Consider the following 22,919-nt stretch of genomic DNA (forward strand, 5'->3'; position numbering starts at 1 on the left):
AATATATCTTAGCTAAAATTGATCTGTTTCTTGGGAGGGGTATAGAACATTGGGAATTGGGGAAAGAACTACTGTAGCTCCTCCCCTACTCCCTCATCCTCAAGCGATTAGCTTTTGCAGTTCACTAGTGACTTCTTCTTGGGACTGATTGCCGTTTACTGTTAAAAGTTTTTGGCGATCGCGATAATAATTAATTAAAGGTGCAGTTTCATCACGGTAAACCTCTAACCGCCGACGAATCACCTCTTCGTTATCATCTTTTCGTCCTCTAGCTAGCAAACGTCCTACCACAACATCATCTGGTGCATCTAGATTGACTACCCTTTCGCCAGTTTGATGTATTGTTTCCAGCAATTCTTCTAGAAAAGCCGCTTGGGTCACTTTGCGGGGAAAACCATCAAGAATCCAACCCTTTTCTGCATCTGTTTGGTTTAGGCGCTCCTGTACCAAGTCCTGCACTAGCTGGTCGGGGACTAACTCGCCGCTATTTACATAGTTTTGAGCCTTGATTCCCAAAGGAGTTTGCTCTTTCATGGCTTGTCTTAAGATTTCCCCAGTGGAAATATGGGGAATATTTAGGTGTTCAGCCAATGCTTGAGCTTGTGTTCCTTTACCAGCCCCAGGTGGCCCCAAGAAGATTAGTCGCGTCACTATTGTTTCACCATTCCTTCATAGCGCTGAGATATAACGTAAGTTTGGATTTGTCTTGCCGTATCAATTGCCACGCCCACTAAAATTAACAGAGAGGTCGCACCTAGTCCCTTAAATGTAGGTACTCCTAAAGCACTTTCTACACCAGTTGGGATAATCGCAACCAAGCCCAAAAAGATCGCACCCAAAAAGGTGAGTCGGTTTGACACGCGCTCGATATACTCGCTAGTCGCTTTACCGGGACGAATGCCAGGAATACTAGAACCCATTTTCTTCAAATTCTGCGCTACATCTACTGGGTTGAGAATCAATGAAGAATAGAAGTAGCTGAAGAAAATTATCGAAATCATGTAAACCAAGGCATAGACCCAAGAGCCAGAACCGCTTGGACTCAAATAAGTGTTAATTATATTTGCCAACTCAGCATTCTTGGCGAAATTTGCAATTAGCAATGGCAAACTGAGGATAGCTGCGGCAAAGATAATTGGCATTACGCCACCTTGATTTAGCCGCAAGGGTAAAAAGCTCCGTTGCTCTGCCAAAACTCTACGACCTACTTGGCGACGAGCCGAAATAATCGGGATGCGGCGCATTCCTTCTTGGACAACCACAATACCAACAATGGTTGCTAGGAAAACTAAGATTAGTACGATAACGCGACCCACTGTTTCCCGACCGCCGACTTGCACCAAATCGATAGTATCGCCTAAAGCTTTTGGTAATGAAGCAACAATATTGACAAAAATCAACAATGATGCCCCATTCCCAATCCCCCGCTCTGTAATCAGTTCTGATGCCCACATGACGAACATAGAACCAGCCGTCAGAGCGATCGCGGTTTCAGCTACAAAGATTGGCCCTGGCTTTAAGGCAAATTGCTGGAGGAATAATGCCGAAAAAGCTGTACTTTGGATAATTGCCCAACACACAGTTACATAGCGGGTAATTTGCGATATTTTCCGCCGACCCGCTTCGCCTTCATTTTTCTGTAAATTTTCTAAAGAAGGAATTGCCGCAGTGAGCAATTGGATGATAATGGACGCATTAATGAAAGGTAAAATCCCTAAAGCAAAGACTCCTAAAGTCGAAAGTCCGCGCCCAGAAAATATATCCAATAAACCGAAGATGGAATTATTGCCCGATATGGCATCGTGAAACCGCCCTCTATCAATCCCTGGTACGGGCAGGAAAATTCCCAGGCGAACCAAAATTAAAACGCCAACAGTGACAAGCAGCCTACCTCTAAGCCCGGCTGCTTGTGCCATCTGCATAAAAGTTTCTTGAGCCGTTGGGGCTTTGTCTCGACTGATCATAGAGTGCTACCTTTATAGTGAACCAGGCGCTGACAGCGAGTTGGCTTCCATTTAAGTGCGCTGTTCCGGCTCACTCATAAGACTTCACAACTACCACCAGCTGCCTCAATTTTGCTCCGAGCTGTACCTGTGAAAGCTGCCGCTTGTACCTTGAGCGGAATGCTCAATTCGCCGTTACCTAAAATTTTCAGTGGCCCTTTGACAGCAGTCAGGATACCTGCGGCTTTCAAGGAGGTCAAAGTGACTTCTGTATTAGCGGGAAGGGAGGCTAGCTTCTCTACATTAATCGTAGTGTAAATCTTCTGATTAACAATTGGAAAGCCTTTCAGCTTAGGTAAGCGGCGGTACAATGGCTGTTGACCACCTTCAAAACCGGGTCGAGTACCGCTACCAGAACGAGATTTTTGACCCCGCATGCCTAGACCAGCACTAGCACCTTGACCGGCAGAAATACCTCTGCCTACACGTTTCTTGCGTTTCTTTGAGCCTTTTTGCGGCTTAACATCATGGAGTCTCATAAGTTATCAAGTTCTCATTTGTCGTTTGTCATTTGTCGTTAGTCATTTGTCATTTGTGATTCACTAATGAACGCCACTTCAACAGGGGGAACCCCCGCAACGCAGTGGCTTTTAATGACCAATGACTAATGACTAAATTAGATGTAGAGATTTTGAATAGGAATACCGCGATCTTCAGCGACTTCAGAAAGAGTCCGCAATGTAGATAAGGCATTGACTGCGGCTCTAGCATTGTTGAGCGGATTGTTGGAACCAAGTTGCTTGGCTAAAACGTTACGAACTCCTGCTAATTCCAACACAGTTCGCACAGCACCACCCGCAATTACCCCAGTACCAGGTGAAGCTGGACGCATAATCACTTTTGCACCGCCACCGACACCATCAATAGGATGGGGGATGGAGTTGGATTTGGTGATTGGGATATCAATGAGGTGTTTTTTGCCGTCGGCTACGCCTTTTTTGACAGCGCCAATTACATCTGAAGCTTTACCTACTCCGACACCAACTTGACCGCGTTCGTTACCAACGACAACGATCGCTCGGAAGCTGAGTTTTTTACCACCTTTAACGACCTTACTCACGCGGCGGATTTGGATAACCCGCTCTTGCCAAGTAGTTTCTTCTTTTTTGGCACGCTTTGTTCTACTTTTACGCTCTGTTGCCATAATTTCTGCTCTGGTGAACGTCATTTGTCTTTTGTCATTTGTCATTTGTCTTTTGTCATTTGTCTAATGATTAATGACTAATGACCAATGACTTTAGAAATCTAAACCAGCTTCGCGTGCTGCATCAGCTAGGGCTTTGACACGACCATGATATAAGTTACCACCGCGATCGAAGACTACTTTGGTAATACCTTTTTCTAGCGATCGCACTGCGATCAATTTACCAACTTGCACTGATGCGTCGCGGTTTGCACCTGACGCTAAACTAGATTTCAAATCGGGTTCTAAAGTCGATGCTGCCACTATGGTTTGATGCTGACTATCATCAATTACCTGAGCATAAATATGCTCATTAGAACGGAATACCGCTAGACGCGGACGTTCTGGGGAGCCAACAACTTTGCCACGAACGCGGCGATGACGACGGTTTTTTGATTCTCTACGAGTAAGTTTCATTTCTACTTCTTACCACCCTTACCAGTCTTACCAGCCTTACGTCTTACCACTTCACCGGCATAGCGAATACCTTTACCTTTGTAAGGTTCTGGTGGACGAACGGCGCGAATTTTTGCGGCTGTGTTGCCTACGATTTCTTTGTCGTAGCCGCTAACAATCACGTTAGTAGTACCTTCGACTGCAAACTGAATTCCTTCTGGTGGTTCAATTTGCACCTGATGGCTGTAACCCATGTTTAGAACTAGGTTACGCCCTTGAAGTTGTGCCCTGTAACCAACACCTTGGATTTCCAAACGGCGCTGAAAACCTTGGGAAACTCCCTCAACCATGTTGGCAACTAAAGTGCGGCTCAAGCCGTGCAGTTGCTTCGATGTCCGAGTTTCATCCCGACGATTTACGTGTAATATTTCTCCCTCTTGAGAGAGTGAAACATTATCTCTGAGAGTGCGAGAAAGTTCTCCTTTCGGGCCTTTCACCACAATATTTGTACCATCGATCGCCACTTGAACTTTGGCGGGAATAGTAATTGGACGTTTACCAATACGAGACATTACTTTTTGTCCTTTGTTATTTGTCCTTTGCCTTTTGTCCTTTGCCTTTTGTCCTTTGTCCTTTGCTTAAGACAAATGACCAATGACTAATGACAAACGACTAATGACCAATGACTACCAAACGTAACAAAGCACTTCGCCACCCAAGTTTTGACGACGCGCTTCGCGGTCAGTCATAATCCCACTGGATGTCGAAATAATGGCAATGCCAATGCCGCCTAGTACTCTTGGTAATTCTTTTCTATTGGAATAAACACGCAAGCCTGGCTTACTCACTCGCTTTAAGGCGGTGATTAAAGGCTGACGATTCTTACCTTTATATTTCAGGGAAATCACTAGGTTGTGTTTTACCCCTTCTTCTGCTTCTTCGATTTCAGCAATAAAGCCTTCCTCCCGTAGCACTTTGGCAATGCTGCGGGTCATTTTTGTAGCTGGCACTTGTGTAGTTTGATGCCGCGCCAGGTTGGCATTGCGGATGCGCGTCAGCATATCTGCAATTGTGTCGTTAGCCGCCATCGTTCCCTCTATAGATGAACTTACTGATCGCGAAAGGGCATTCCTAATTCTTTAAGTAAGGCGCGGCCCTCTTCGTCGTTTTTTGCTGTGGTGATGATGGAAATATCCATCCCACGCACTTGATCAACGCTGTCGTATTCGACTTCTGGAAAAATTAGCTGTTCTCTTACACCCAGAGTATAGTTACCCCGTCCGTCAAAGCTTTTAGGGCTAACGCCGCGAAAATCTCTAATTCTGGGCAGTGATAGGCTAACCAGCCGATCGAAAAAGGCATACATCCGCTCGGATCTCAGAGTAACCATGATTCCCACGGGCATCCCTTGACGAATCTTAAAGCCAGCGATCGCCTTTTTCGCCCGCGTTACCACTGGTTTTTGACCGGTGACAAGCGCAATTTCGTTGATGGATGCTTCCAGAGACTTTGCGTTTTGAGCAGCTTCACCCAAACCTCGGTTAATAGTAACCTTTACCAACTTCGGTACTTGATGAACGTTGGTATATTGAAACTGATTGATCAATTTGGGGACGATTGTCTCTTGATATAAGCTTTTGAGTCTTGTTGCCGCCATAGTTTTTTGTCCTGATATCCCTGGGCTTGGTCAGGGAACTTTTATTGTCCTTTGTTATTTGTCTTTTGTCTTTTTACTCATGACAAATGACTAATGACCAATGACTATTTATCTAGAATCTCGCCAGTTTTCTTGAGTTTCCTGACTTTCTTGCCTTCTGAGGTAAAGGTATAACAAACACGACTGGCAACGTTTTGCTTGGTGGAATAAAGCATCACGTTAGAGCTATGAATTGGGAATTCTTGGGTAACAATTCGCCCTGATTCCCCTTCTTGCTGGGGTTTGACGTGCTTGGTTTTAATATTGACACCTTTGACGATGACTTTACTCAGTTGGGGAAGTGCCTGGATAATTTCGCCAATTTTTCCTTTGTCTTTCCCAGCAATCACTTGTACGGTGTCGCCAGTTTTGACGTGCATTTTGTGGAATACTTTGGGCGTACCTTGTTTGGTTGCCATTAAAGCACCTCCGGAGCCAGAGAAACAATTTTGGTAAAGTTTTTATCGCGCAGTTCCCGGGCAACTGGGCCAAAAACCCGTGTACCTCTTGGATTACCGTCTTTGTTGATAATCACAGCAGCATTATCATCAAAGCGAATACTCATGCCACTGTCACGAGATACGGCTTTCCGAGTGCGGACAATTACTGCTTCCACAACATCAGACTTTTTGACAGCCATGTTGGGCGTAGCATCTTTGACAACGGCGATAATTTTATCACCGATAAAACCATAACGGCGGTTGCCTCCACCTAAGACGCGGATGCACATTAGTTTACGAGCGCCGCTATTATCTGCGACATTTAAATAAGTCTGGGGTTGAATCACAATTATTCTCCCTTGTGGTGTTGTTAGAAACTAACAACGATGAGGTTTAAGCGGGCTTGACGTTCAGGACTTCTGTGATTTTCCAGCGCTTGGTTTTGCTCAGGGGTCTAGTTTCCTGAATGCGAACGCGATCGCCTACTTTACACTTATTTTCTTCGTCGTGAACTTTATATCGTTGGGTGTTAACCACAATTTTGCCGTACTTGGGGTGAGGAGCGCGGTTTTCTATGGCAACTACCACAGTTTTTTGCATTTTATCGCTCACTACCAAGCCAACTCGTTCTTTAACTGCCATAATCTCCTACTTTTCTTCTTTAGCCGATTGACTTGCTGCCCGTTTGCGTTCTGTTTCTAATGTCAGCAATTGGGCTAGGCGATGTCGAGCCTGTCTGAACTGGTGGGGCTTTTCTAATTGTCTTGTCGCTTTTTGCAAGCGCAACTGAAATAGTTGTCTTTTGATGGCGATAATTTCATCAGAGAGCTTTTCGTCACTTAATTCTCTAGCTTCTGAAATCTTGGGAAGAGGCATAAGCTACTCCTGCTCCTGTGGTTGAGAACGCACAATAAACTTGGTTTTTATAGGCAGTTTAAATGAAGCTAAACGCATAGCTTCCCGGGCGATTTCTTCAGAAACTCCACCGATTTCAAACAAAATCCGTCCTGGCTTGACTACCGCTACCCAAAACTCTGGATTACCTTTACCGGAACCCATCCGGGTTTCAGCAGGACGCATGGTTACAGGTTTATCAGGGAAAATCCGAATCCAGATTTGTCCACCCCGACGAATATAACGAGTCATTGCCCGACGGGAAGCCTCGATTTGCCGGGAGGTAATCCAAGCAGGTTCTTGAGCTTGGAGTGCAAAATCACCGAAGTTGAGGGTGCTACCACGGGTGGCTAGTCCCTCCATCCGTCCGCGCTGTTGTTTGCGGAATTTAGTTCTTCTAGGGCTTAACATGATTGGCTACTAGGTACTAGGTACTGGGGATTAGGGATTGGGAATTCGGGATTGGGGATTGAGAATTCTTACCCAGTCCCCAGTCCCCATTCCCCAGTCCCCGTTTACCCTTCATTTGAACGGTCTTCAAATTGCTGGCGACGACGTTGTTGTTGACGGCGACGGGGTTCACGATCGCGATCGCGGGGATCTCGTTCGCGATCGCGGCTTGCGGGTGGTAGCGGCTCTGGTTCCTGTCCAGGAATAATTTCTCCCTTAAAGACCCATACTTTGATACCCAAAATGCCGTAAACAGTTTTTGCCGTGCAATAAGAGTAGTCAATGTCAGCCCGTAAGGTATGTAAAGGTACTCTACCTTCACGAGTCCACTCTGTCCGGGCAATTTCTGCACCGTTGAGGCGACCGCCGACTTGGATTTTAATCCCTTGGACACCAGCGCGTTGGGCCCGTTGAATCGATTGCCGCACTACCCGCCGAAATGAAACTCGACGTTCCAATTGTTGAGCAATGTATTCAGCAATTAGGTAGGCATCAGCATCAACTCGTTGAACTTCAACTACGTTAATGCGAATTTGGCGATTGCTACCCAACAGTCCTTGGAGTCCGGTACGCAAGGATTCAATACCTTGTCCACCACGTCCTACTACTACACCGGGTCTAGCTGTGCGTACTTCTAAGTCGATTTGGTCGGCTTTGCGCTCAATCCGCACTTCGGAAATACCGGCGTTGTTTTGAGCCTGTCTACCCAGCTTTTGTTCTATATACTGACGGAGTTTGTAGTCTTCTTGTAAAAGTTCTGGATAGCGGTCAGGAACAGCAAACCAACGGGATTGATGTTCATGTGTAATACCCAGGCGAAAACCAACTGGATGAATTTTCTGTCCCACGAATGCTTCCTCTAAAATTTCTTACTTTACACAATTTATTCGTGTAAGCGTGCTTATTTTTCTGGGGCGGCTCCAACAGCCACAGTAATATGACACGTCGGTTTGCGAATTTGGTAAGCTCGACCTTGCGCTCTTGGCTGGAACCGCTTCAAGGGTGGCCCTTGATCGGCGTAAGCCTGAGTAATCACTAATTTAGTCCGGTCTAACCCAGCGTTGTGTTCAGCATTGGCAGCAGCGCTTCTGAGAACCTTCAATATGGGTTCAGTGGCGCGATAGGGCATGAATTCCAGGATGATTAACGCTTCTCGGTACGATCGCCCCCGGATTTGATCGAGTACCCGACGCACTTTATAGGCCGAGATGCGGATAAAACGAGCGATCGCTTTTACTTCAGTAGTATTAGTAGCCATAATTTTCTCCAATTTTGTCATTTGTCATTTTTCATTTGTCACAAGTCTATAGCTAATGACTAATGACTAATAACTAATGACTACCTACCCGCTTTTTTGTCGCTTTTTCCATGACCCCTGTAGGTGCGTGTCGGTGCAAATTCACCCAACTTGTGTCCTACCATCTGTTCGTTTACAAAAACTGGCACGTGTTGTCGTCCGTTGTGAACAGCTATGGTATGACCTACCATTAGGGGCAAAATTGTCGAAGCTCTTGACCAAGTTTTAATAACTTCTTTTCTGTTATTGTCGTTGAGCTTTTCAATTTTTTTTAGGAGATGATCCGCAACGAAAGGACCTTTTTTTAGAGAACGACCCATAGTTCAATTTTGGATTTAGGATTTAGAAATTAGTAGTGAGGAGTGAGGAATTAGAAGTTAGATTTTACTCTCAACTCATAACTCTTAACTCCCAACTCTTTAAGACTCACGACCACCGCGACCGCGTTTAGAAGACTTCCGGCGACGACGCACAATGAATTTACTGCTAAGTTTCTTGCGATTGCGTGTCTTCGCGCCCAATGTGGGTTTACCCCAAGGTGTAACAGGCCCCGATCTACCGATAGGCGCTCTACCTTCACCACCACCATGTGGGTGATCCACTGGGTTCATGACGCTACCCCTAACCTTGGGACGGCGACCTTTCCAGCGATTGCGTCCTGCTTTACCTGCACTCAGGTTTCTCGCATCGGTGTTGCCTACTTGCCCAATGGTGGCATAGCACTCGCGCCGAATTAAGCGGACTTCTCCTGAAGGCAACTTGAGAGTTACATAATCACCTTCTTTTGCCACAACTTGAGCGCTAGCACCAGCAGCCCGCACGATTTGACCACCTTTACCAGGAGTCATTTCTACGTTGTGAACGCTAGTACCCAAGGGAATCCTTGATAGAGGTAAAGCATTACCATCTTCAAAGGGAGATTCAGGACCAGAAATAATTATTGTTCCAACTTTCAACCCGTTGGGATGAAGAATGTACCGTTTTTCGCCATCTTGGTAATACAAAAGGGCAATTCGAGCATTACGGTTAGGATCGTATTCAATTGCTGCGACTTTAGCAGGAATATTATGTTTATCCCTTTTAAAATCGATGATCCGGTAAAGTTGTTTGTGTCCGCCACCCCGGCGACGACTGGTAATCCGCCCGGTATTATTCCGACCTTTGGCGCGATGCTTTGAGGTAGTTAGGGATTTTTCTGGCTCGGTTTTTGTGATTTCCGCAAAGTCAGAAACTGTAACTTGGCGAGTGCTGGGGGTATAAGGGCGGTAAGAACGAGTACCCATAATCTATTTTGGATTTTGGATTTTGGATTTACTTAATTTCGGATTTTGAATTTTGGATTTAATGAGTGTTTAACTAATTGCGACCATCTTTGGTGTTTATTGAGTCAACTGCTCAATCTAAAATCTAAAATCTAAAATTCCTAGACTTCTGGGAATAGAACTTGTCTAATCTTGTCTTCATCCCCAGGTGCGACTGTAACAATAGCTCGCTTATATTGGGGCTTATAACCGATAAATTTACCAACGCGCCGCTTTTTACGTGGTGGTAAGGTGGTGTTGACTTTTACAACCTTGACCTGAAATAAGTCTTCGATCGCAGCCTTGATTTCTGGCTTAGATGCCTTTGGAATTACTTCAAAGGTGTACTTATTTTGCTCCATCAAGATAGTCGCTTTTTCGGTGACTATTGGGCGACGGACTAAGTCGGCAAGGTCGCGGGGGTCAAAGCTAGGCACTGTAGACCTCCTGAATTTTTTCTAGGGCTGATGCCGTAACTACAATTTTGTCAGCGTGCAGTAAATCAAAAACATTTAACTGGTCGGCTGCAATTAGTTTTAAATTTTCAATGTTGCGGCCTGATAAATAAACGTTATCTGTATCCGCAATTTCAGACAAAATTAAGAGTGCCTTGCTCTCTGGCACTACTCCCCAACGGGCAAGTGCTGCTACTAAGTCTTTAGTCTTCGGGCGAGATAGCTCGGTGCTAAATTCTTCTACTACGATCAAGTCGTCAATGCGACTGACAAATGCTGTCCGCAGTGCTAAACGTCGCTCTTTGCGGTTCAATTTAAGGTCGAAGTCTCTGGGCTTTGGCCCAAAGATCACACCACCACCACGCCACAGTGGTGAACGAATAGACCCTGCACGAGCGCGACCAGTACCTTTTTGCCGCCAAGGTTTACGACCCCCGCCTCTAACTTCAGCACGAGTTTTTGTACTGGCATTTCCTTGACGAGCATTAGTTAATTGCCGTACTAAGGCGCGGTGTACAATGTGAGACGCTGTTTTTTCCTTGGCAACGCGCAATTCGAAGGTCGTCTCACCGACCTGTTCTCCTTGCCAATTTCTAACTACGCTTTCAACCATCTTTCTTATTTGTCCTTTGTCATCTGTGAGCCACTGCGGTCTTGAGGTCTCCCCAAGTGCAGCATGTGGCATCATCTGTCATTTGTCTTTTGCCATTTGTCCTTAGCCAATGACTACTGACTAATGACTTTTGACTTTTGACTATCCCACTACTTTTGCAGGTACAACACTTACTAAAGCGCCTGGTTTACCAGGAATGGCTCCTTTAATTAGCAATAAATTGCGTTCTGCATCAACTCGCACTATGGTCAGCTTACGGATTGTGATGCGTTTACCACCTAAACGCCCTGCCATCCGCTTACCTGGATAGACACGACCTGGTGTTGTACCAGCACCAATAGAACCGGGCGCTCTGTGGTTTTTGGAACCGTGTGACATGGGCCCACGACCAAAGTTGTTGCGCTTCTGGTTTCCGGCAAAACCGCGACCGATGCTTGTACCGATTACATCGACAATTTGACCTGCACTAAAAATATCTGCTTTAATCTGTTGACCTAAAGCATAATCACCAGAACTCTCGGTGTGATATTCATTTAGGTGACGCAATGCTGGGGCAGATGATTTAGCCAAATGACCCAGTAATGGTCTATTCAGTGACTTTGGTTTAACTTCGCCAAAACCAACTTGAATGGCAAAGTAACCGTCGGTTTGTTTCGTTTTAACTTGTGTAACAGTGCATGGCCCTGCTTGAATGACAGTTACAGGAATAGCTACTCCTGCTTCGTCAAATATTTGGGTCATGCCCAGCTTGGTGCCGAGAATACCTACAGACACAGTAACTGGTTCTCCTTTCTACTTGCTGACCTTGGAATTGGACTCTAGAGGACACGCTTTGTACGCATCAGTTTAGGCTGGGTTAGCCTGCGAAATTTGGAATGGCTTTAGTAAACCAATCCAAATGCTTTTGGGACACAACAAACCGTGTCCGTACTGCTTGGTGAATCTGTTTAGCTTCACTCAATAGATCACCAGAACAGCTACAATTCTCTTCTTTTTAGGAAGGAGTAACTTCTGGAATCAATGCAAGGCGCTACAGTTTTAAGCTGTGTGCAGCAATGCTTTCGTCTAAGCAATTGCTTTGGCACTTTCTGGAGGCAGCCCTGTCAGCGGGTTTTCCGATTGGTATACGCCCTTGTAGACGGTTTCCCGGAGGTTGGCTACTGCCGTGTTGCAGTTGGACTTAAGCGGTCTTTACCACCCAGTATCCGTTAACTGAGACTGACGTAATGCCATGAAACCAACATTGCTGCTCAGTTTTACTTCCTTAAATACCTTAAACTATTGTTTAAGATTTTGCCTGCCTTTTCAGGGGCACAGGAGTAAATTTCTTCTGGAGCTTAGGATTAGCTTTGATTGTTCATCCATAAGTTCCAATGTTGACCTGAAAGCTTTCTTAGTTTACCAGTCTACGAGCAATCTGAGTTAGATTATCCAATTTGGATTAAATCATCAGCTTTGAATGCTAACACTACCTCAGAATGACAGTAAAATGTTCACCTAATTTGCGTGTTTGGTCACAATCTAATAATATAAATTATTTATTTATGTTTGTCCAGTAATTTAGAGAGCTATTTTTAGGGAGTAGGGGAAGAAGCAGGGGAAGGGGGAGAGGGGAGCAGGAAGCAGGGAGAATAGCTAATGCCTAATACCCAAACAAAATGCTTTTAATCTATCGGTTCAGGGTAAATAATAGAGATATCTAAGTGGGATAACGACGAAAATCTATGGCACTAATTACCACTGGCAACGGTTTGATCCGCGATCTGGAAAAATTTGGCGCTCTTGGAGTGTATATACCTCTGGAAGGGGGTTATGAAGGTCGATATCAGCGCCGACTCCGCGCAGCTGGCTATACTACCCTCCACATTACTGCAAAGGGACTGGGCGATATAGCTGCGTATCTAACAAGAATTCATGGAGTCAGACCTCCTCATCTTGGTAAGAAAAGTACTGGTAGTGGTGCGGCAGTAGGTCAAGTGTACTATTTACCACCAATTCTCAGTTCTCATCTAGAACAGTTACCACCAAAATCAAAAGGGCTGGTCTTGTGGATTATTGAAGGGCATATTCTTTCTAATGAGGAACTTGAGTATTTAACGAATTTGCCTCAGTTAGAACCACGAGTGAGAGTAGTAATTGAGATGGGTGGCGATCGCTCTTTCCGTTGGACTTCTCTAGAAAAAACTCTGTTAGCTAGTTAGTCCTTGGTCATTGGTCATTAGTCATTTGCTTAAAACTAATGACTAATGACTCAATTCAATTAGCATTTCAATAATACTGAGTCGAAAACCACAAGATAAAAATAGCCGCCGTGAAGCTTCGTTAACAACTGCTGTATTTAGACGAATTTGTTTAACGCCCATCTGATGAAAGCGTTCAATACTTTGCATCACCATCTGCCGTGCAATTCCGTTTTGCCGATGTTCTGGCTCAACCCAGATATCATGGATAAAAGCAAATTCCTGTAACCGATAAATTGGTATTTCTCGCTCAATTGTTGCCACGAAAAACCCAACAAGTTGCCCCTCATTTTCGGATACTAGAAATATACTGCGTACGCTGGAAGCGTCGGCGGAGCGATCGCTATTGGCTAAACGTGTCAACCATTGTTCATAACGCTGTTCTGGATTCGGTAGAAAACCATATTTGGCAGACAGAATCCCAAGACTCATGCAAAGCACAAATTTTGGCAACCATTGGTAAAACTGCGGGTACATCAGCTATGGTAGCGGGACGAATCAGCATAGGTTCTAAAACTTGTTGCAGAAACGGTAAAAGTGGCTATCTGGAATGGTTATAAGATTTAGAGATTATCGTAAAAGGCTTTCTGATTTTGAGAAAGAAATTTTAGTTCGTTGTCCACAATGCAATGGCACTGCCAAAATATTGACTGTAAACTCTGAACAATCCAGTCCCAGTTCAATCAAAAGAATTACCTGTCAGCATTGTAGCTATACAAAGCAACAGTCAAAAGATGGCAAGCGAAAAGCCACATTGCTACTGTGGCAAAATAATTACAAGGCTAAAAGCAATTGTGACTATGAAATATTAGACCATTTTTTTGGCTTGCCCTTGTGGTTACAAACCTCCTGTTGCGGTCAGGTGCTTTGGGCGTATAACGAAGCACATTTGAATTTCTTAGAAACTTATGTTCAATCAAGATTGCGAGAACGTTTACCAGATGACACATTAGGTTGGCATAATGGCAGTCTTGCTAGCCGCCTACCCCAATGGATTAAGCTCATGCAGCATCGGGAAAAAATTTTACAGAAAATTCAACAGTTAAAGCACAGTTTGTAATGAAAGTTTTAATCTTGTTGGTGAGCGAATTTATACCCACCCCACAGAGAAAGTGCGATCGCAATCACTAGCAAAATCAGTATGCTATACCAAGGAAACTGGGATAAGGGTAAATGGGCTGCTGCACGCAGTCCGATGCTGGCGTAGGTGAGTGGTAACAGGTAAACTACGACTTTGAGGGCAGTGGGTAATGTCCCAGGGTCAAAGAAGGTTGCCCCCAAGAATGACATAGGGATAATTATAAAATTGTTGTAGAGTCCGACTGATTCGAGCGATCGCACACTCAACCCTACAATCACCCCTAATCCAGCAAATACCGAACAATTTAGCACTACCAACAGTAAAAATAGTGGGTTGAGAAAATTCCAGTTTCCAGTCAATAGTAGCGCTACCAAAATCACAGAACCAGATGTCATCAACCCCCGTACTACTCCCGCTAGCATTTTTCCGATATGCAACGCTAAGGGATGTATCGGAGTTAACAGCAATTCCTCGAAGGTTTTGCTAAATAGCCTGTCTCCACAAATCGAAAATGTCGTTCCACCAAAGCTAATTGTCATTGACGATAGCGCTACCATCCCCGGTAATATGAATTCCAAATAGTTATTATAGTTACCACTAATCCCTGAGCCTGGTTTGATGGAACTACCCAAACCTAAACCAAAAGCTAAAATATATATCAGTGGGGATATTAAGCCTGATGCAGCAACTTGTACGATTCTTACACGTAAATCTAACCAATCTCCCCAAAAAATAGTCAGACTATCAGCTAGGAAAATTTGGAGTTGCGAAGTTTTGAACCTCTTGGCCGAAAGTAGCGCTCTTTGAGATGTCACGTGCTTTCTATTACTTATCAAAATTTCATTAAGTATTAATTTACATTGTTTGACATATCAATTACTAGGGTGAACAAAAATATTACATCCTAAAAATTTTAAATTAACAACAAAAGCCTGGAAATCAAAGCATTAGGACTGCATTAATTTTGAAAATTCAATTAGGATTATCTGACATAAATCAAAAATATGGTATAATGTAATCGCAAAATATAAAGTCAATTAAGCAAGTTAAACAGGATAAAGAGTCATAACTAATAAAAATTCGTTAACGATCTAAATCAAGAAAATACTTACCAATTATTCAAGATATAAAGAACAGACGATAAGGTTTAAATTTTGGTCAAATAAGAAGCAAATCAAGTATTTTCAGTAATTTAAAACTAATATTAGTTCGGACTAAGGGCTATAACTGCTTATTCATAACCTTTATTTCCGTATACTAAGTTACCTAAACAAGTTACTATTTTTCTCATTTAACAAGAATATCGTACAGAAAATTGCAGGCAATCACAGTCAAAACTAGGCATACTGAAAATAGAGAGAAAACTTTAGACCACTCCCTCCAAAATCGGCGTGAAGGTGATTAAGCAACAATGAGACGTAAACCCCCTGGTAGATCGGCTACTACTTCTAAACCCTCTATTTTCCAATCCCCTATGTTTAACCTCTTCACCATTGCAATTATGGGAGGGGTGTTAATTTTGGGGATTGGAATTGGCATTGCTTTTAGTTCTACAACCACGTTAGCTCCATCAAATGTGGCTTCCCGCGAATTCATTGACACCAAAGCACCAAACCCTGAAATTTGTGTGCAGTATGGAGCCAGCGCGATGGTTATGGACGCTAGACTGTTCGTTACTCTCAACCCTTTTAATGTTTATGTTGCCCAACCGAGTATGCGTCCTGGATGCGTGATCCGACAAAATAACTGGGCGCTTTTAGAGAACCGCAAGCTGGTGACATCCGATCAGGTAAATGAGTGCAAAAATCGCCTGAACACTTTTGGCTTTACTGGTAACTTAGACAGTGACAAACCTGATATTAGGTGTATATATCAAAATGAAGCTGCTCAAAACTTCTTTACAGCTCAACCAGGAGCAGTGGGAACACCTCAAGAAACGGATAGATTTTAGATTTGGGAATAGGGAATTAGGAGTTATTCTCCTTGTCCTCGCTTCTATCCCTAGCGATCGCATCTGCTCGCATGAAATCGTGGTTACTCATCACGGATAATGGTCAAACCTAAAGCTTTGTAGGCACTCAGCATACTATTAGATACTGTAGGTGCTGTTACAAGGTAAGTTAGGGCACGAATAGACTCCACTAGATAAGGAGCAGCCGTGTCCAATTTTTCTGCTGTCACTAATCCTACTACCTCAGCCGATCCAGCAATCATGGCTCGTTTAACGTGGGCTTCGTCTAGGTTAGGTACACTAATCCCAATCTCTGGATGTAAACTGCAAACCCCCAACATGCACAAATCTGCACGAATCATCCGTAATGTCTCAATCGTTACAGTACCAACATTCACCAAGGCTTTTTTATAAAGTTGTCCGCCTAACATCACAACCTCTACATGGGGATGTTCTGCTAAAGCAAGAGCAATTGGCGGACTATTTGTGATCACTGTCGCTTGCAAATCTAAGGGCAAATGACGCGTCACTTGGAGAGTTGTCGTACCTCCATCTAAAATTACCACCTGTCCTTTACAAACTAATTTTGCTGCTGTCCGAGCGATCGCTTCCTTTTCTTTGGGCGCTTGCTTTTGGCGATCGGCATAACTGGCGGTGGCTGGAGATTTGAGGAGCGCTCCCCCATGAACGCGTTGCAATAATCCAGTTTCTGCTAGTTCTCGCAAGTCCCGCCGAATCGTATCCTCAGAAACTTTGAGAACAGCACTAAGTTCCGTCGAAAGCACCTTTTTATCACGACGCAGAATTTCTAAGATGAATTGTCGTCGTTCAGCAGTTAGCATAATTAATTTTCCTGAAATTGCGTTTTTAAACTTGAAATTGCACGTTTGTGAGTTTATACTTATTCATAAGCAGCAACTTCAATTGAATTCAAGCACGTTCATGCATAGATAAATGTATTAATTTTGGCATTTGATGAAACCAGATGGTTCCAAATGGTTGGTCTTAGCTCCCAATCCCCAGTCCCCTTTACTAAATAAACCATGACTATTATTGATACCCAATTTCCAATCGATCTCGGTGCTTACCAATTTTTAGTGCTCAATCCAGCCAATTCGAGCCTCACAGATGAACAGCGAGAGACTCTAAAAGCGAATATTCAACTCTGCCGGGATGCGATCGTCTTTTTTACAGCAACTGGCGCTGCTAGCGGAGTTGGCGGTCATACTGGTGGGCCATACGATACAGTGCCAGAGGTAACGATCCTCGATGCCTTCTTTCGAGGCGCATCGGAGAAATTTGTGCCAATTTTCTTTGATGAGGCAGGACATCGAGTCGCCACCCAATATCTAATGGCAACGTTGTATGGTGGCTTACCTGCCGAGCAACTTTTACGTTATCGTCAAGCACATTCTCATCTGCCAGGACACCCTGAACTGGGACTAACCCCTGGTGTGAAATTTAGTTCTGGCCGTCTGGGGCATCTTTGGCCTTACATCAATGGTGTGGCAATGGCAAATCCCGGCAAAGCTGTTTTTTGTCTCGGTTCTGATGGAGCGCAGCAAGAAGGCAACGATGCTGAAGCTGCTCGGTTGGCGGTTGCTCAACATCTCAACGTCAAGCTGATAATTGATGACAATGATGTAACGATCGCTGGACATCCTTCTAAATATTTACCTGGTTTCAGTGTCGCCAAAACCTTAGAAGGTCACGGCTTAAAAGTACTTCAGGGAGACGGCGAAGACTTAGACGATTTATACCGTCGCCTCTGTGAAGCTGTGAATACTCCTGGAGCGATCGCTCTCGTTAATAAACGCCCAATGTGTCCTGGAATTGAGGGTTTAGAAGGCTCCACTCATGGTCATGATGTAATTTCTGTAGATTTAGCAATTAAGTATCTAGAATCTCGCGGACAAACTGCGGCGATTGAATACCTGAAGAGGATTGAGAAACCCAAGCAAACATATACATTTCTGGGTTCCAGTGACAAATGGGGCGCTAACCGCAATGTGTTTGGTGAAGCCGTGGTAGCTGTCCTCAGTCGCATGAGTGAGGGGGAACGTAAAGAAAAAGTCAAGGTGATTGATAGCGATTTAGAAGGCTCCTGCGGCTTGAAGAAAATTCACGATACATATCCTGAGATATTTATTCCCTCTGGCATCATGGAACGGGGCAACTTCTCGGCTGCTGCTGGATTCGGGATGGAGAAGGGCAAGCAAGGTATTTTTGGGACTTTCAGCGCCTTCTTAGAAATGTGTATTTCAGAAATCACAATGGCACGGCTGAACTATTCTAATGTCTTGTGCCACTTTTCCCATGCGGGTATAGATGATATGGCAGATAACACCTGCCATTTCGGTTTGAACAATATGTTTGCCGACAATGGCTTGGATGATGGCTACGAAACACAGTTGTACTTCCCAGCAGATGTTAATCAAATGACAGCTTGTGTAGAAGCAGTATTCCATGAGCCGGGACTGCGGTTTATTTTCTCCACCCGTTCCAAAGTGCCCAATATTCAGGACAGCAAAGGCAATGACTTATTTGGAAGTGGCTACAAATTTGTTCCAGGTAAAGATGAAGTAGTTCGAGAAGGAACGCAAGGCTATATCATCAGTTTTGGCGATGCTCTCTACCGCGCCGTTGATGCTGTAGAGCGTCTTAAGCAAGAAGGGCTAGACGTTGGTTTAATTAACAAACCAACTTTAAACGTCATTGATGAAGAAATGATTACCAAAATTGGTAACGCTCCTTTTGTGCTTGTTGTAGAAGCCTTCAATCGGCGGACAGGTTTAGGCAGCCGTTTCGGTTCTTGGTTGCTAGAGCGCGGGTTGACTCCCAAATATGCCCATCTAGGAACTCATAAAGAAGGTTGCGGTGGTTTGTGGGAACAGTATCCATACCAAGGTATCGATCCAGTGAGCATCATCAACAAGGTGAAGGAATTAGTTGGAAAAAGGTAATAGTTGCTAACTGGACAAATATCTAAATTAGGACATGGGGCATTGGTTTGATTTTCCATGCCCTATTTATTTTTGGGTAAAGGTTGACCAAACTCGATTACCTGGGGATTGGAAACATTGGGGGTTGTTGGAACTGGAAATTCCGACACACCAGAAGGAGAAATGTTATTCAAGTTATCGGGTTGATTTGGGAAAGAAGGAGGGGGAAGAGTCAAAGCAGGTTGTTGAGAGGATGTATTCGGAGCTAGGGGAGGTACGGTGACAAAAGGCTGTCCTGAGTTATTAGTAATTGTTGAGGGCAGATCGTTTGATATCGGCGGAATTGTGAGTAAGGGCGCTTGTAAATTAGTAGTAGTTGCGGGTAGGTTACTAGGCTGCTGTGGCTTATACAATGTTTGAGATTGTTTCTTGGATGAAGTTGGGGAGTTTCCTGGTTTCACGGCAGTAGTTTTACCAGAAATAACCGGACGTAATACCCAGCGAGTAGAGTTTTTTCGAGAAATGGGTTGCAGTTGTACCTGTTTGGGATTAAAAACAATCCCTGGTGCTAAATCTAAGACGATGCGTGTGTCAGTTGCGTTCAATTGAGAAACACGAATGCTTTTGATTGCCCCAGAATAATTTTGTTGTGTGGAAACTTTACCCAACTTAGTATTCGGTAAATCTACAACAAGGCGAGAGGGTTGGGCTAAGTAGAAATAATGAGGTGTTGTGCCTGCTGAGAGGATAATTTCGAGTTGCTGTGTTTTTGGGGAAAACCGCCAATTATCTAGCTTTGCTACTGGTGTAACAGCAGTAGTGCAAGTTTCGATGGCGATCGCTGCCCAAAAGCCTAATAGACTGATGTAAAATAGCTGCTTGCGCCATTGGCATTGCCTAGTCTTTAGTCCCTGATTCATTCTTTTTATCTGCTCCATAGAACCCATACAATGCGCTCACATTGCTCTTTAGTCCCCACTTCCCAATTCTCACTTCTGAGATTTTTCTTCAGCTTTTTCGGGCACAGCAGTAAATTTCCGGGTTTGTGGAATGTCATTTACGGTTAATTGACCTGTCATATTACCTTTATCCACAAGTTGCATTTGAATTGTGACTGAGTTCAGAGGATCGTTTTGGGAGTGAGGAATATTACAAAGGATTGATTTGCCAACTTTCCCAGATAAATTTAATTGTTGATTTCTGAAGATGCCTGCCAGAGAGTGCTTTTCGTCAGTATCGGCGTTAGCATTTGCCGGTAATACAGAGGCATTTAAGTAAATACCCGACTGCTCAATGTTTAACGTTAGGGTATCCGATTTTTCACAGTTAGGCAAATTCTCTGACAGGGTTAGACGATAGCGGCCGTTAACGGCTGGAGGAGCCTTAAGCTTGTTTTCCCCATAAACACTGACAGTTTTAAACAACAGTAGCACTGAAACTATTGCTACTCCGTAAAAAGCTAAAGATTTGAAGTTGAAATGATTCATGTTCTCAACTCCTCAATAGTTGGCTCTTGACTACTAACTTCAGGAAGCATAGAGGCAAGGTGAGCGGTAACTTGACTGTAGCGGCGGGTAATTAGCAGGGAAGAACGACATTGCATAGCTAGTTGATCTGTATATCTTCCCAAAGTTTGGCGCTCGATCCCCCAGGCGCGGCTGGTGCCAGCAATAGTTAAGTCAACACCTTCCGAGGCTTGAATTACAGCTTGGATTGGTTCTGGGGCTTCGATAATTTTGATTTCAATGCGATCGCGTACACTGGTGGGCAATTGCTCCATCATCGTATGCAGTTCGTAGCTCAATTCTTCGCTGGTATGATTTGCCACTAGCTGTAATATCTGCAACATACAAGTCTCACGATTGATTAGCAGTCTTAGAGCTAGTATTAGCGCTAAATCATCATGGGTATTTGCAGAATAAGGTACGAGTAAACTTTCTAATCGCTCTTTGCCTTTATCTATAAACACTGCTACATCCACTGGTGCAGTGGTAAGCATTTGTCCAACTCGTCCACCTAAACGATTACTACTAAAAGCTGGCCGATGCCAGCCCACGAGAATTAAATCAGCTTGTTCTAATATGGCAATCTGTGCTGTTTCGCGGGCAACGTTGCTAGATATGCGAACGATAGGATGTACACAAGATCGAGTTTCTGGTGGTTCGAGAGTATTAATCAATTGTTGTAGCTGATGGCGGCGCTGGGCGATTAATCGGTCTGCTTCAACTGGGGTACTTTCAAAGGCATAGTCTTCTTGAAATTCAATCAGGCTGAGGGGGTTAACAACGGCAGGAGATCGATAATTGAGAGCGACACCGACGGCGGGCTGCGCCAATGCTACTGCCAACTGTACTAAACCTTTTTGCGTACTTGGATTAGCCACTGGCACCAAAATTCGGAAAGGATGAGGGGAAGTTTCACTGACAACAGAGGTGTCTATAACTGTTTCTGCTCCCAACTCCGGTTCTACGACATCTAACCGGATCAGCTTCTTTGGATATGTCCATTCCAGCAGTGGCGAGGTCATAAATGTAGTTACCAATGCCATAATTACCAGCATGGTAAATATTAAGGGCGAAATTACCCCTAACTCTAGACCAATATTTAGTACAATCAGTTCGGTTAAGCCACGAGTATTCATTAACCAACCGAGTGCCGAGGCTTCCCGCTTACTAATGCCACTGACACGGGCTGCTACATAAGTACCAACATATTTACCTGCGATCGCCACTCCTAAAATCAACGCACACAAAAGCCACAATTCTGGACGGTTGAGCAAGCCAATCTGCGTCTTTAAACCACTGTAGGCAAAAAATATTGGCAGCAAGAAGATTAAAACAAAGTCTTCGGTTTTTACTGCCAATTCCCGCACTAGATCTTCATTTTTGGGCATGGCTGCTCCCAGTAAAAATGCCCCAAAAATTAAGTGAATACCAATTAGTTCGGTGATTAATGCCGACGCAACCACGCCCATATAAATCCCAGCGAGCAGCAATTGGCTGAGTCGTCCCGCACGGAGGTAGTGTTTGGCAAGGCGCTGGAGGAACCAACGTCCCACCGTCAACATCAAGCCGATGTAAACGATACTGGCGATAATTGTGGGTATAGCACCAGCAAAGTTACCTGTTCTAGCTACTGCGATCGCTACTGCTAACAAACACCAAGCTGTTACATCGTCCACGGCTGCACAAGTTAACGCCAAGGTTCCTAACCGCGTTCCTTGTAAATTGTTTTCAGTAATGATTCGCGCCAACACTGGAAAAGCAGTAATCGACATCGCCGCTCCCAAAAACAAGGCGAAAGCGGTGAATGATACGCTTGCATTGGAAACTAGGGGATAAAGTACCACCGCTAGCAATGTTCCTAGAGAAAACGGCACCAAAATGCTGACATGAGAAGTTAAAACTGCTACTTCTAATTGTCCGCCGAGGTATTTTGGATTTAGTTCTAGCCCAATCAGAAACATAAAAAATATTAGTCCCACCTGAGACAAAACATTTAAAAAAGGAAAAGTTTCTGGTGGAAACAAGGTAACTGCTACATGGGGAGCAACTAAACCAAATAAAGATGGGCCGAGCATAATTCCGGCGACAATCTCACCAATTACCAAAGGTTGCTTAATGGAACGGAATCCTAGCCCTACTAGCCTTGAAAGTCCAATAACAATCAGCACCTCAACCAGAACGAGAATAACTATGTGCATGGTTTCCTCAAAATTAACTATCTGGTTTCTCTTAGATGATTATTTAAAAGACTGAAAAATGTCAAGTTTGTTAGATACAGCCAAGATTAATTTGCCCTTAGTTGTAATGCCAATTACTGAGAAGAGGCAGTTACAGAGGTGAAAACTTAATTCTGATGATTGGAGAAGCTAAATTTAGAATAACTTCCGAATTAACAACACAAAAAAATAAATAATTGGTATTGACTTCGTAGTAGTATTTAAAATCTAGTACAAACAAGTTAGCCGTTATAGC

Annotated in this window: 30 protein-coding genes; 4 read left to right on the top strand and 26 right to left on the bottom strand. The window is 44.0% G+C overall.

Annotated features, from left to right (window positions below):
- Positions 1-99: 99 nt before the first annotated feature.
- From V7K42_RS14695 to rplC, 20 genes are all read right to left on the bottom strand, one after another.
- A complete protein-coding gene (locus V7K42_RS14695) occupies positions 100-651 on the bottom strand; it encodes an adenylate kinase (RefSeq protein ID WP_334917278.1) in 552 nt (183 codons plus the stop codon).
- Positions 651-1,964, bottom strand: a complete 1,314-nt coding sequence (gene secY, locus V7K42_RS14700) for a preprotein translocase subunit SecY (protein WP_094328451.1) — start codon at positions 1,962-1,964, stop codon at positions 651-653. The genes V7K42_RS14695 and secY overlap by 1 nt, the downstream gene beginning before the upstream one ends.
- A 74-nt stretch (positions 1,965-2,038) precedes the next feature.
- Positions 2,039-2,482, bottom strand: a complete 444-nt coding sequence (gene rplO / locus V7K42_RS14705; protein WP_094328452.1) for a 50S ribosomal protein L15 — start codon at positions 2,480-2,482, stop codon at positions 2,039-2,041.
- Positions 2,483-2,619: 137 nt separating this feature from the next.
- A complete protein-coding gene (gene rpsE, locus V7K42_RS14710; RefSeq protein ID WP_094328453.1) occupies positions 2,620-3,147 on the bottom strand; it encodes a 30S ribosomal protein S5 in 528 nt (175 codons plus the stop codon).
- A 93-nt stretch (positions 3,148-3,240) separates the two neighbouring features.
- Positions 3,241-3,603, bottom strand: a complete 363-nt coding sequence (rplR, locus tag V7K42_RS14715) for a 50S ribosomal protein L18 (RefSeq protein WP_094328454.1) — start codon at positions 3,601-3,603, stop codon at positions 3,241-3,243.
- Positions 3,604-3,605: 2 nt separating this feature from the next.
- Positions 3,606-4,154 carry a 50S ribosomal protein L6 gene (rplF, locus tag V7K42_RS14720; protein WP_104906407.1) on the bottom strand — a complete coding sequence of 183 codons (549 nt, stop codon included), beginning with the start codon at positions 4,152-4,154 and terminating at the stop codon, positions 3,606-3,608.
- Positions 4,155-4,268: 114 nt separating this feature from the next.
- Complete coding sequence (rpsH, locus tag V7K42_RS14725; protein WP_012410712.1) at positions 4,269-4,670, bottom strand: 30S ribosomal protein S8; 402 nt, start codon at positions 4,668-4,670, stop codon at positions 4,269-4,271.
- A gap of 20 nt (positions 4,671-4,690) precedes the next feature.
- The gene (rplE, locus tag V7K42_RS14730) at positions 4,691-5,239 is read right to left on the bottom strand and encodes a 50S ribosomal protein L5 (protein WP_094342456.1); all 549 of its coding nucleotides are present in this window, start codon (positions 5,237-5,239) and stop codon (positions 4,691-4,693) included.
- Positions 5,240-5,343: 104 nt separating this feature from the next.
- On the bottom strand, positions 5,344-5,697 hold the full coding sequence (gene rplX, locus V7K42_RS14735; RefSeq protein ID WP_114081986.1) for a 50S ribosomal protein L24: 354 nt from the start codon (positions 5,695-5,697) through the stop codon (positions 5,344-5,346).
- Positions 5,697-6,065 carry a 50S ribosomal protein L14 gene (gene rplN, locus V7K42_RS14740; protein ID WP_012410715.1) on the bottom strand — a complete coding sequence of 123 codons (369 nt, stop codon included), beginning with the start codon at positions 6,063-6,065 and terminating at the stop codon, positions 5,697-5,699. Before rplN ends, rplX begins: the two co-directional genes overlap by 1 nt.
- 46 nt (positions 6,066-6,111) lie before the next feature.
- On the bottom strand, positions 6,112-6,360 hold the full coding sequence (gene rpsQ / locus V7K42_RS14745; protein ID WP_094328457.1) for a 30S ribosomal protein S17: 249 nt from the start codon (positions 6,358-6,360) through the stop codon (positions 6,112-6,114).
- 6 nt (positions 6,361-6,366) lie between these two features.
- On the bottom strand, positions 6,367-6,594 hold the full coding sequence (gene rpmC, locus V7K42_RS14750) for a 50S ribosomal protein L29 (protein ID WP_334834776.1): 228 nt from the start codon (positions 6,592-6,594) through the stop codon (positions 6,367-6,369).
- Positions 6,595-6,597: 3 nt separating this feature from the next.
- Positions 6,598-7,023, bottom strand: a complete 426-nt coding sequence (rplP, locus tag V7K42_RS14755; RefSeq protein WP_012410718.1) for a 50S ribosomal protein L16 — start codon at positions 7,021-7,023, stop codon at positions 6,598-6,600.
- A gap of 104 nt (positions 7,024-7,127) precedes the next feature.
- Positions 7,128-7,910, bottom strand: coding sequence for a 30S ribosomal protein S3 (rpsC, locus tag V7K42_RS14760; protein ID WP_334917282.1), 783 nt, complete (start codon positions 7,908-7,910; stop codon positions 7,128-7,130).
- Positions 7,911-7,963: 53 nt separating this feature from the next.
- Positions 7,964-8,320: a 50S ribosomal protein L22 gene (gene rplV, locus V7K42_RS14765; RefSeq protein WP_094328495.1), complete on the bottom strand. Its 357-nt coding sequence runs from the start codon at positions 8,318-8,320 to the stop codon at positions 7,964-7,966.
- Between the two features lie 80 nt (positions 8,321-8,400).
- Positions 8,401-8,679: a 30S ribosomal protein S19 gene (gene rpsS, locus V7K42_RS14770; protein ID WP_012410721.1), complete on the bottom strand. Its 279-nt coding sequence runs from the start codon at positions 8,677-8,679 to the stop codon at positions 8,401-8,403.
- A 99-nt stretch (positions 8,680-8,778) separates the two neighbouring features.
- Positions 8,779-9,642 (bottom strand): 50S ribosomal protein L2, encoded by an 864-nt coding sequence (rplB, locus tag V7K42_RS14775; protein WP_094342452.1) that lies wholly within the window; start codon positions 9,640-9,642, stop codon positions 8,779-8,781.
- Between the two features lie 140 nt (positions 9,643-9,782).
- Positions 9,783-10,097, bottom strand: coding sequence for a 50S ribosomal protein L23 (locus V7K42_RS14780; protein WP_069070779.1), 315 nt, complete (start codon positions 10,095-10,097; stop codon positions 9,783-9,785).
- Positions 10,090-10,728, bottom strand: coding sequence for a 50S ribosomal protein L4 (gene rplD, locus V7K42_RS14785; RefSeq protein ID WP_334917284.1), 639 nt, complete (start codon positions 10,726-10,728; stop codon positions 10,090-10,092). Before rplD ends, V7K42_RS14780 begins: the two co-directional genes overlap by 8 nt.
- A 141-nt stretch (positions 10,729-10,869) precedes the next feature.
- Positions 10,870-11,502 (bottom strand): 50S ribosomal protein L3, encoded by a 633-nt coding sequence (gene rplC, locus V7K42_RS14790; RefSeq protein ID WP_334917286.1) that lies wholly within the window; start codon positions 11,500-11,502, stop codon positions 10,870-10,872.
- Positions 11,503-12,452: 950 nt separating this feature from the next.
- On the opposite strand from rplC, the gene V7K42_RS14795 reads away from it, so the two are divergent.
- Entirely contained in the window at positions 12,453-12,929 is a 477-nt protein-coding gene (locus V7K42_RS14795) for an NAD(P)H-quinone oxidoreductase subunit N (RefSeq protein WP_094328464.1), read from the top strand.
- Positions 12,930-12,971: 42 nt separating this feature from the next.
- Here V7K42_RS14795 and V7K42_RS14800 read toward each other — a convergent pair whose 3' ends face one another.
- Entirely contained in the window at positions 12,972-13,400 is a 429-nt protein-coding gene (locus tag V7K42_RS14800; protein ID WP_334917288.1) for a GNAT family N-acetyltransferase, read from the bottom strand.
- Positions 13,401-13,518: 118 nt separating this feature from the next.
- Here V7K42_RS14800 and V7K42_RS14805 point away from each other — a divergent pair, with 118 nt between their 5' ends.
- A complete protein-coding gene (locus tag V7K42_RS14805) occupies positions 13,519-14,028 on the top strand; it encodes a hypothetical protein (RefSeq protein ID WP_334917290.1) in 510 nt (169 codons plus the stop codon).
- A gap of 8 nt (positions 14,029-14,036) precedes the next feature.
- On the opposite strand, the gene V7K42_RS14810 is transcribed toward V7K42_RS14805, so the two are convergent.
- Entirely contained in the window at positions 14,037-14,864 is an 828-nt protein-coding gene (locus tag V7K42_RS14810; RefSeq protein ID WP_334917291.1) for an ABC transporter permease, read from the bottom strand.
- Between the two features lie 596 nt (positions 14,865-15,460).
- On the opposite strand from V7K42_RS14810, the gene V7K42_RS14815 reads away from it, so the two are divergent.
- Entirely contained in the window at positions 15,461-16,000 is a 540-nt protein-coding gene (locus V7K42_RS14815) for a DUF3172 domain-containing protein (protein WP_334713613.1), read from the top strand.
- A gap of 83 nt (positions 16,001-16,083) precedes the next feature.
- Here the strand turns inward: V7K42_RS14815 and V7K42_RS14820 are convergent, their stop codons facing one another.
- Entirely contained in the window at positions 16,084-16,842 is a 759-nt protein-coding gene (locus V7K42_RS14820) for a DeoR/GlpR family DNA-binding transcription regulator (protein WP_334917293.1), read from the bottom strand.
- 201 nt (positions 16,843-17,043) lie between these two features.
- On the opposite strand from V7K42_RS14820, the gene V7K42_RS14825 reads away from it, so the two are divergent.
- On the top strand, positions 17,044-18,963 hold the full coding sequence (locus tag V7K42_RS14825) for a transketolase C-terminal domain-containing protein (RefSeq protein WP_334917295.1): 1,920 nt from the start codon (positions 17,044-17,046) through the stop codon (positions 18,961-18,963).
- A 62-nt stretch (positions 18,964-19,025) separates the two neighbouring features.
- Here the strand turns inward: V7K42_RS14825 and V7K42_RS14830 are convergent, their stop codons facing one another.
- From V7K42_RS14830 to V7K42_RS14840, 3 genes are all read right to left on the bottom strand, one after another.
- Positions 19,026-19,862, bottom strand: coding sequence for an AMIN domain-containing protein (locus tag V7K42_RS14830; RefSeq protein WP_334917296.1), 837 nt, complete (start codon positions 19,860-19,862; stop codon positions 19,026-19,028).
- Positions 19,863-19,931: 69 nt separating this feature from the next.
- Positions 19,932-20,429: a hypothetical protein gene (locus V7K42_RS14835; protein WP_334917298.1), complete on the bottom strand. Its 498-nt coding sequence runs from the start codon at positions 20,427-20,429 to the stop codon at positions 19,932-19,934.
- Positions 20,426-22,645 (bottom strand): cation:proton antiporter, encoded by a 2,220-nt coding sequence (locus V7K42_RS14840; protein ID WP_334917300.1) that lies wholly within the window; start codon positions 22,643-22,645, stop codon positions 20,426-20,428. The genes V7K42_RS14835 and V7K42_RS14840 overlap by 4 nt, the downstream gene beginning before the upstream one ends.
- Positions 22,646-22,919 lie beyond the last annotated feature (274 nt).

The sequence above is a fragment of the Nostoc sp. genome (assembly GCF_036917455.1).
In the GTDB taxonomy this organism is placed as follows: Bacteria; Cyanobacteriota; Cyanobacteriia; order Cyanobacteriales; family Nostocaceae; genus Nostoc.

Excerpts from the sequence above, each read along its gene's own strand:
- secY (WP_094328451.1), bottom strand. The coding sequence starts at position 1,964 with ATGATCAGTCGAGACAAAGCCCCAACGGCTCAAGAAACTTTTATGCAG.
- rplO (WP_094328452.1), bottom strand. The coding sequence starts at position 2,482 with ATGAGACTCCATGATGTTAAGCCGCAAAAAGGCTCAAAGAAACGCAAG.
- rpsE (WP_094328453.1), bottom strand. The coding sequence starts at position 3,147 with ATGGCAACAGAGCGTAAAAGTAGAACAAAGCGTGCCAAAAAAGAAGAA.
- rplR (WP_094328454.1), bottom strand. The coding sequence starts at position 3,603 with ATGAAACTTACTCGTAGAGAATCAAAAAACCGTCGTCATCGCCGCGTT.
- rplF (WP_104906407.1), bottom strand. The coding sequence starts at position 4,154 with ATGTCTCGTATTGGTAAACGTCCAATTACTATTCCCGCCAAAGTTCAA.
- rpsH (WP_012410712.1), bottom strand. The coding sequence starts at position 4,670 with ATGGCGGCTAACGACACAATTGCAGATATGCTGACGCGCATCCGCAAT.
- rplE (WP_094342456.1), bottom strand. The coding sequence starts at position 5,239 with ATGGCGGCAACAAGACTCAAAAGCTTATATCAAGAGACAATCGTCCCC.
- rplX (WP_114081986.1), bottom strand. The coding sequence starts at position 5,697 with ATGGCAACCAAACAAGGTACGCCCAAAGTATTCCACAAAATGCACGTC.
- rpsQ (WP_094328457.1), bottom strand. The coding sequence starts at position 6,360 with ATGGCAGTTAAAGAACGAGTTGGCTTGGTAGTGAGCGATAAAATGCAA.
- rpmC (WP_334834776.1), bottom strand. The coding sequence starts at position 6,594 with ATGCCTCTTCCCAAGATTTCAGAAGCTAGAGAATTAAGTGACGAAAAG.
- rplP (WP_012410718.1), bottom strand. The coding sequence starts at position 7,023 with ATGTTAAGCCCTAGAAGAACTAAATTCCGCAAACAACAGCGCGGACGG.
- rplV (WP_094328495.1), bottom strand. The coding sequence starts at position 8,320 with ATGGCTACTAATACTACTGAAGTAAAAGCGATCGCTCGTTTTATCCGC.
- rpsS (WP_012410721.1), bottom strand. The coding sequence starts at position 8,679 with ATGGGTCGTTCTCTAAAAAAAGGTCCTTTCGTTGCGGATCATCTCCTA.
- rplB (WP_094342452.1), bottom strand. The coding sequence starts at position 9,642 with ATGGGTACTCGTTCTTACCGCCCTTATACCCCCAGCACTCGCCAAGTT.
- rplD (WP_334917284.1), bottom strand. The coding sequence starts at position 10,728 with ATGGTTGAAAGCGTAGTTAGAAATTGGCAAGGAGAACAGGTCGGTGAG.
- V7K42_RS14795 (WP_094328464.1), top strand. The coding sequence starts at position 12,453 with ATGGCACTAATTACCACTGGCAACGGTTTGATCCGCGATCTGGAAAAA.
- V7K42_RS14800 (WP_334917288.1), bottom strand. The coding sequence starts at position 13,400 with ATGAGTCTTGGGATTCTGTCTGCCAAATATGGTTTTCTACCGAATCCA.
- V7K42_RS14805 (WP_334917290.1), top strand. The coding sequence starts at position 13,519 with ATGGTTATAAGATTTAGAGATTATCGTAAAAGGCTTTCTGATTTTGAG.
- V7K42_RS14815 (WP_334713613.1), top strand. The coding sequence starts at position 15,461 with ATGAGACGTAAACCCCCTGGTAGATCGGCTACTACTTCTAAACCCTCT.
- V7K42_RS14820 (WP_334917293.1), bottom strand. The coding sequence starts at position 16,842 with ATGCTAACTGCTGAACGACGACAATTCATCTTAGAAATTCTGCGTCGT.
- V7K42_RS14825 (WP_334917295.1), top strand. The coding sequence starts at position 17,044 with ATGACTATTATTGATACCCAATTTCCAATCGATCTCGGTGCTTACCAA.
- V7K42_RS14830 (WP_334917296.1), bottom strand. The coding sequence starts at position 19,862 with ATGAATCAGGGACTAAAGACTAGGCAATGCCAATGGCGCAAGCAGCTA.
- V7K42_RS14835 (WP_334917298.1), bottom strand. The coding sequence starts at position 20,429 with ATGAATCATTTCAACTTCAAATCTTTAGCTTTTTACGGAGTAGCAATA.
- V7K42_RS14840 (WP_334917300.1), bottom strand. The coding sequence starts at position 22,645 with ATGCACATAGTTATTCTCGTTCTGGTTGAGGTGCTGATTGTTATTGGA.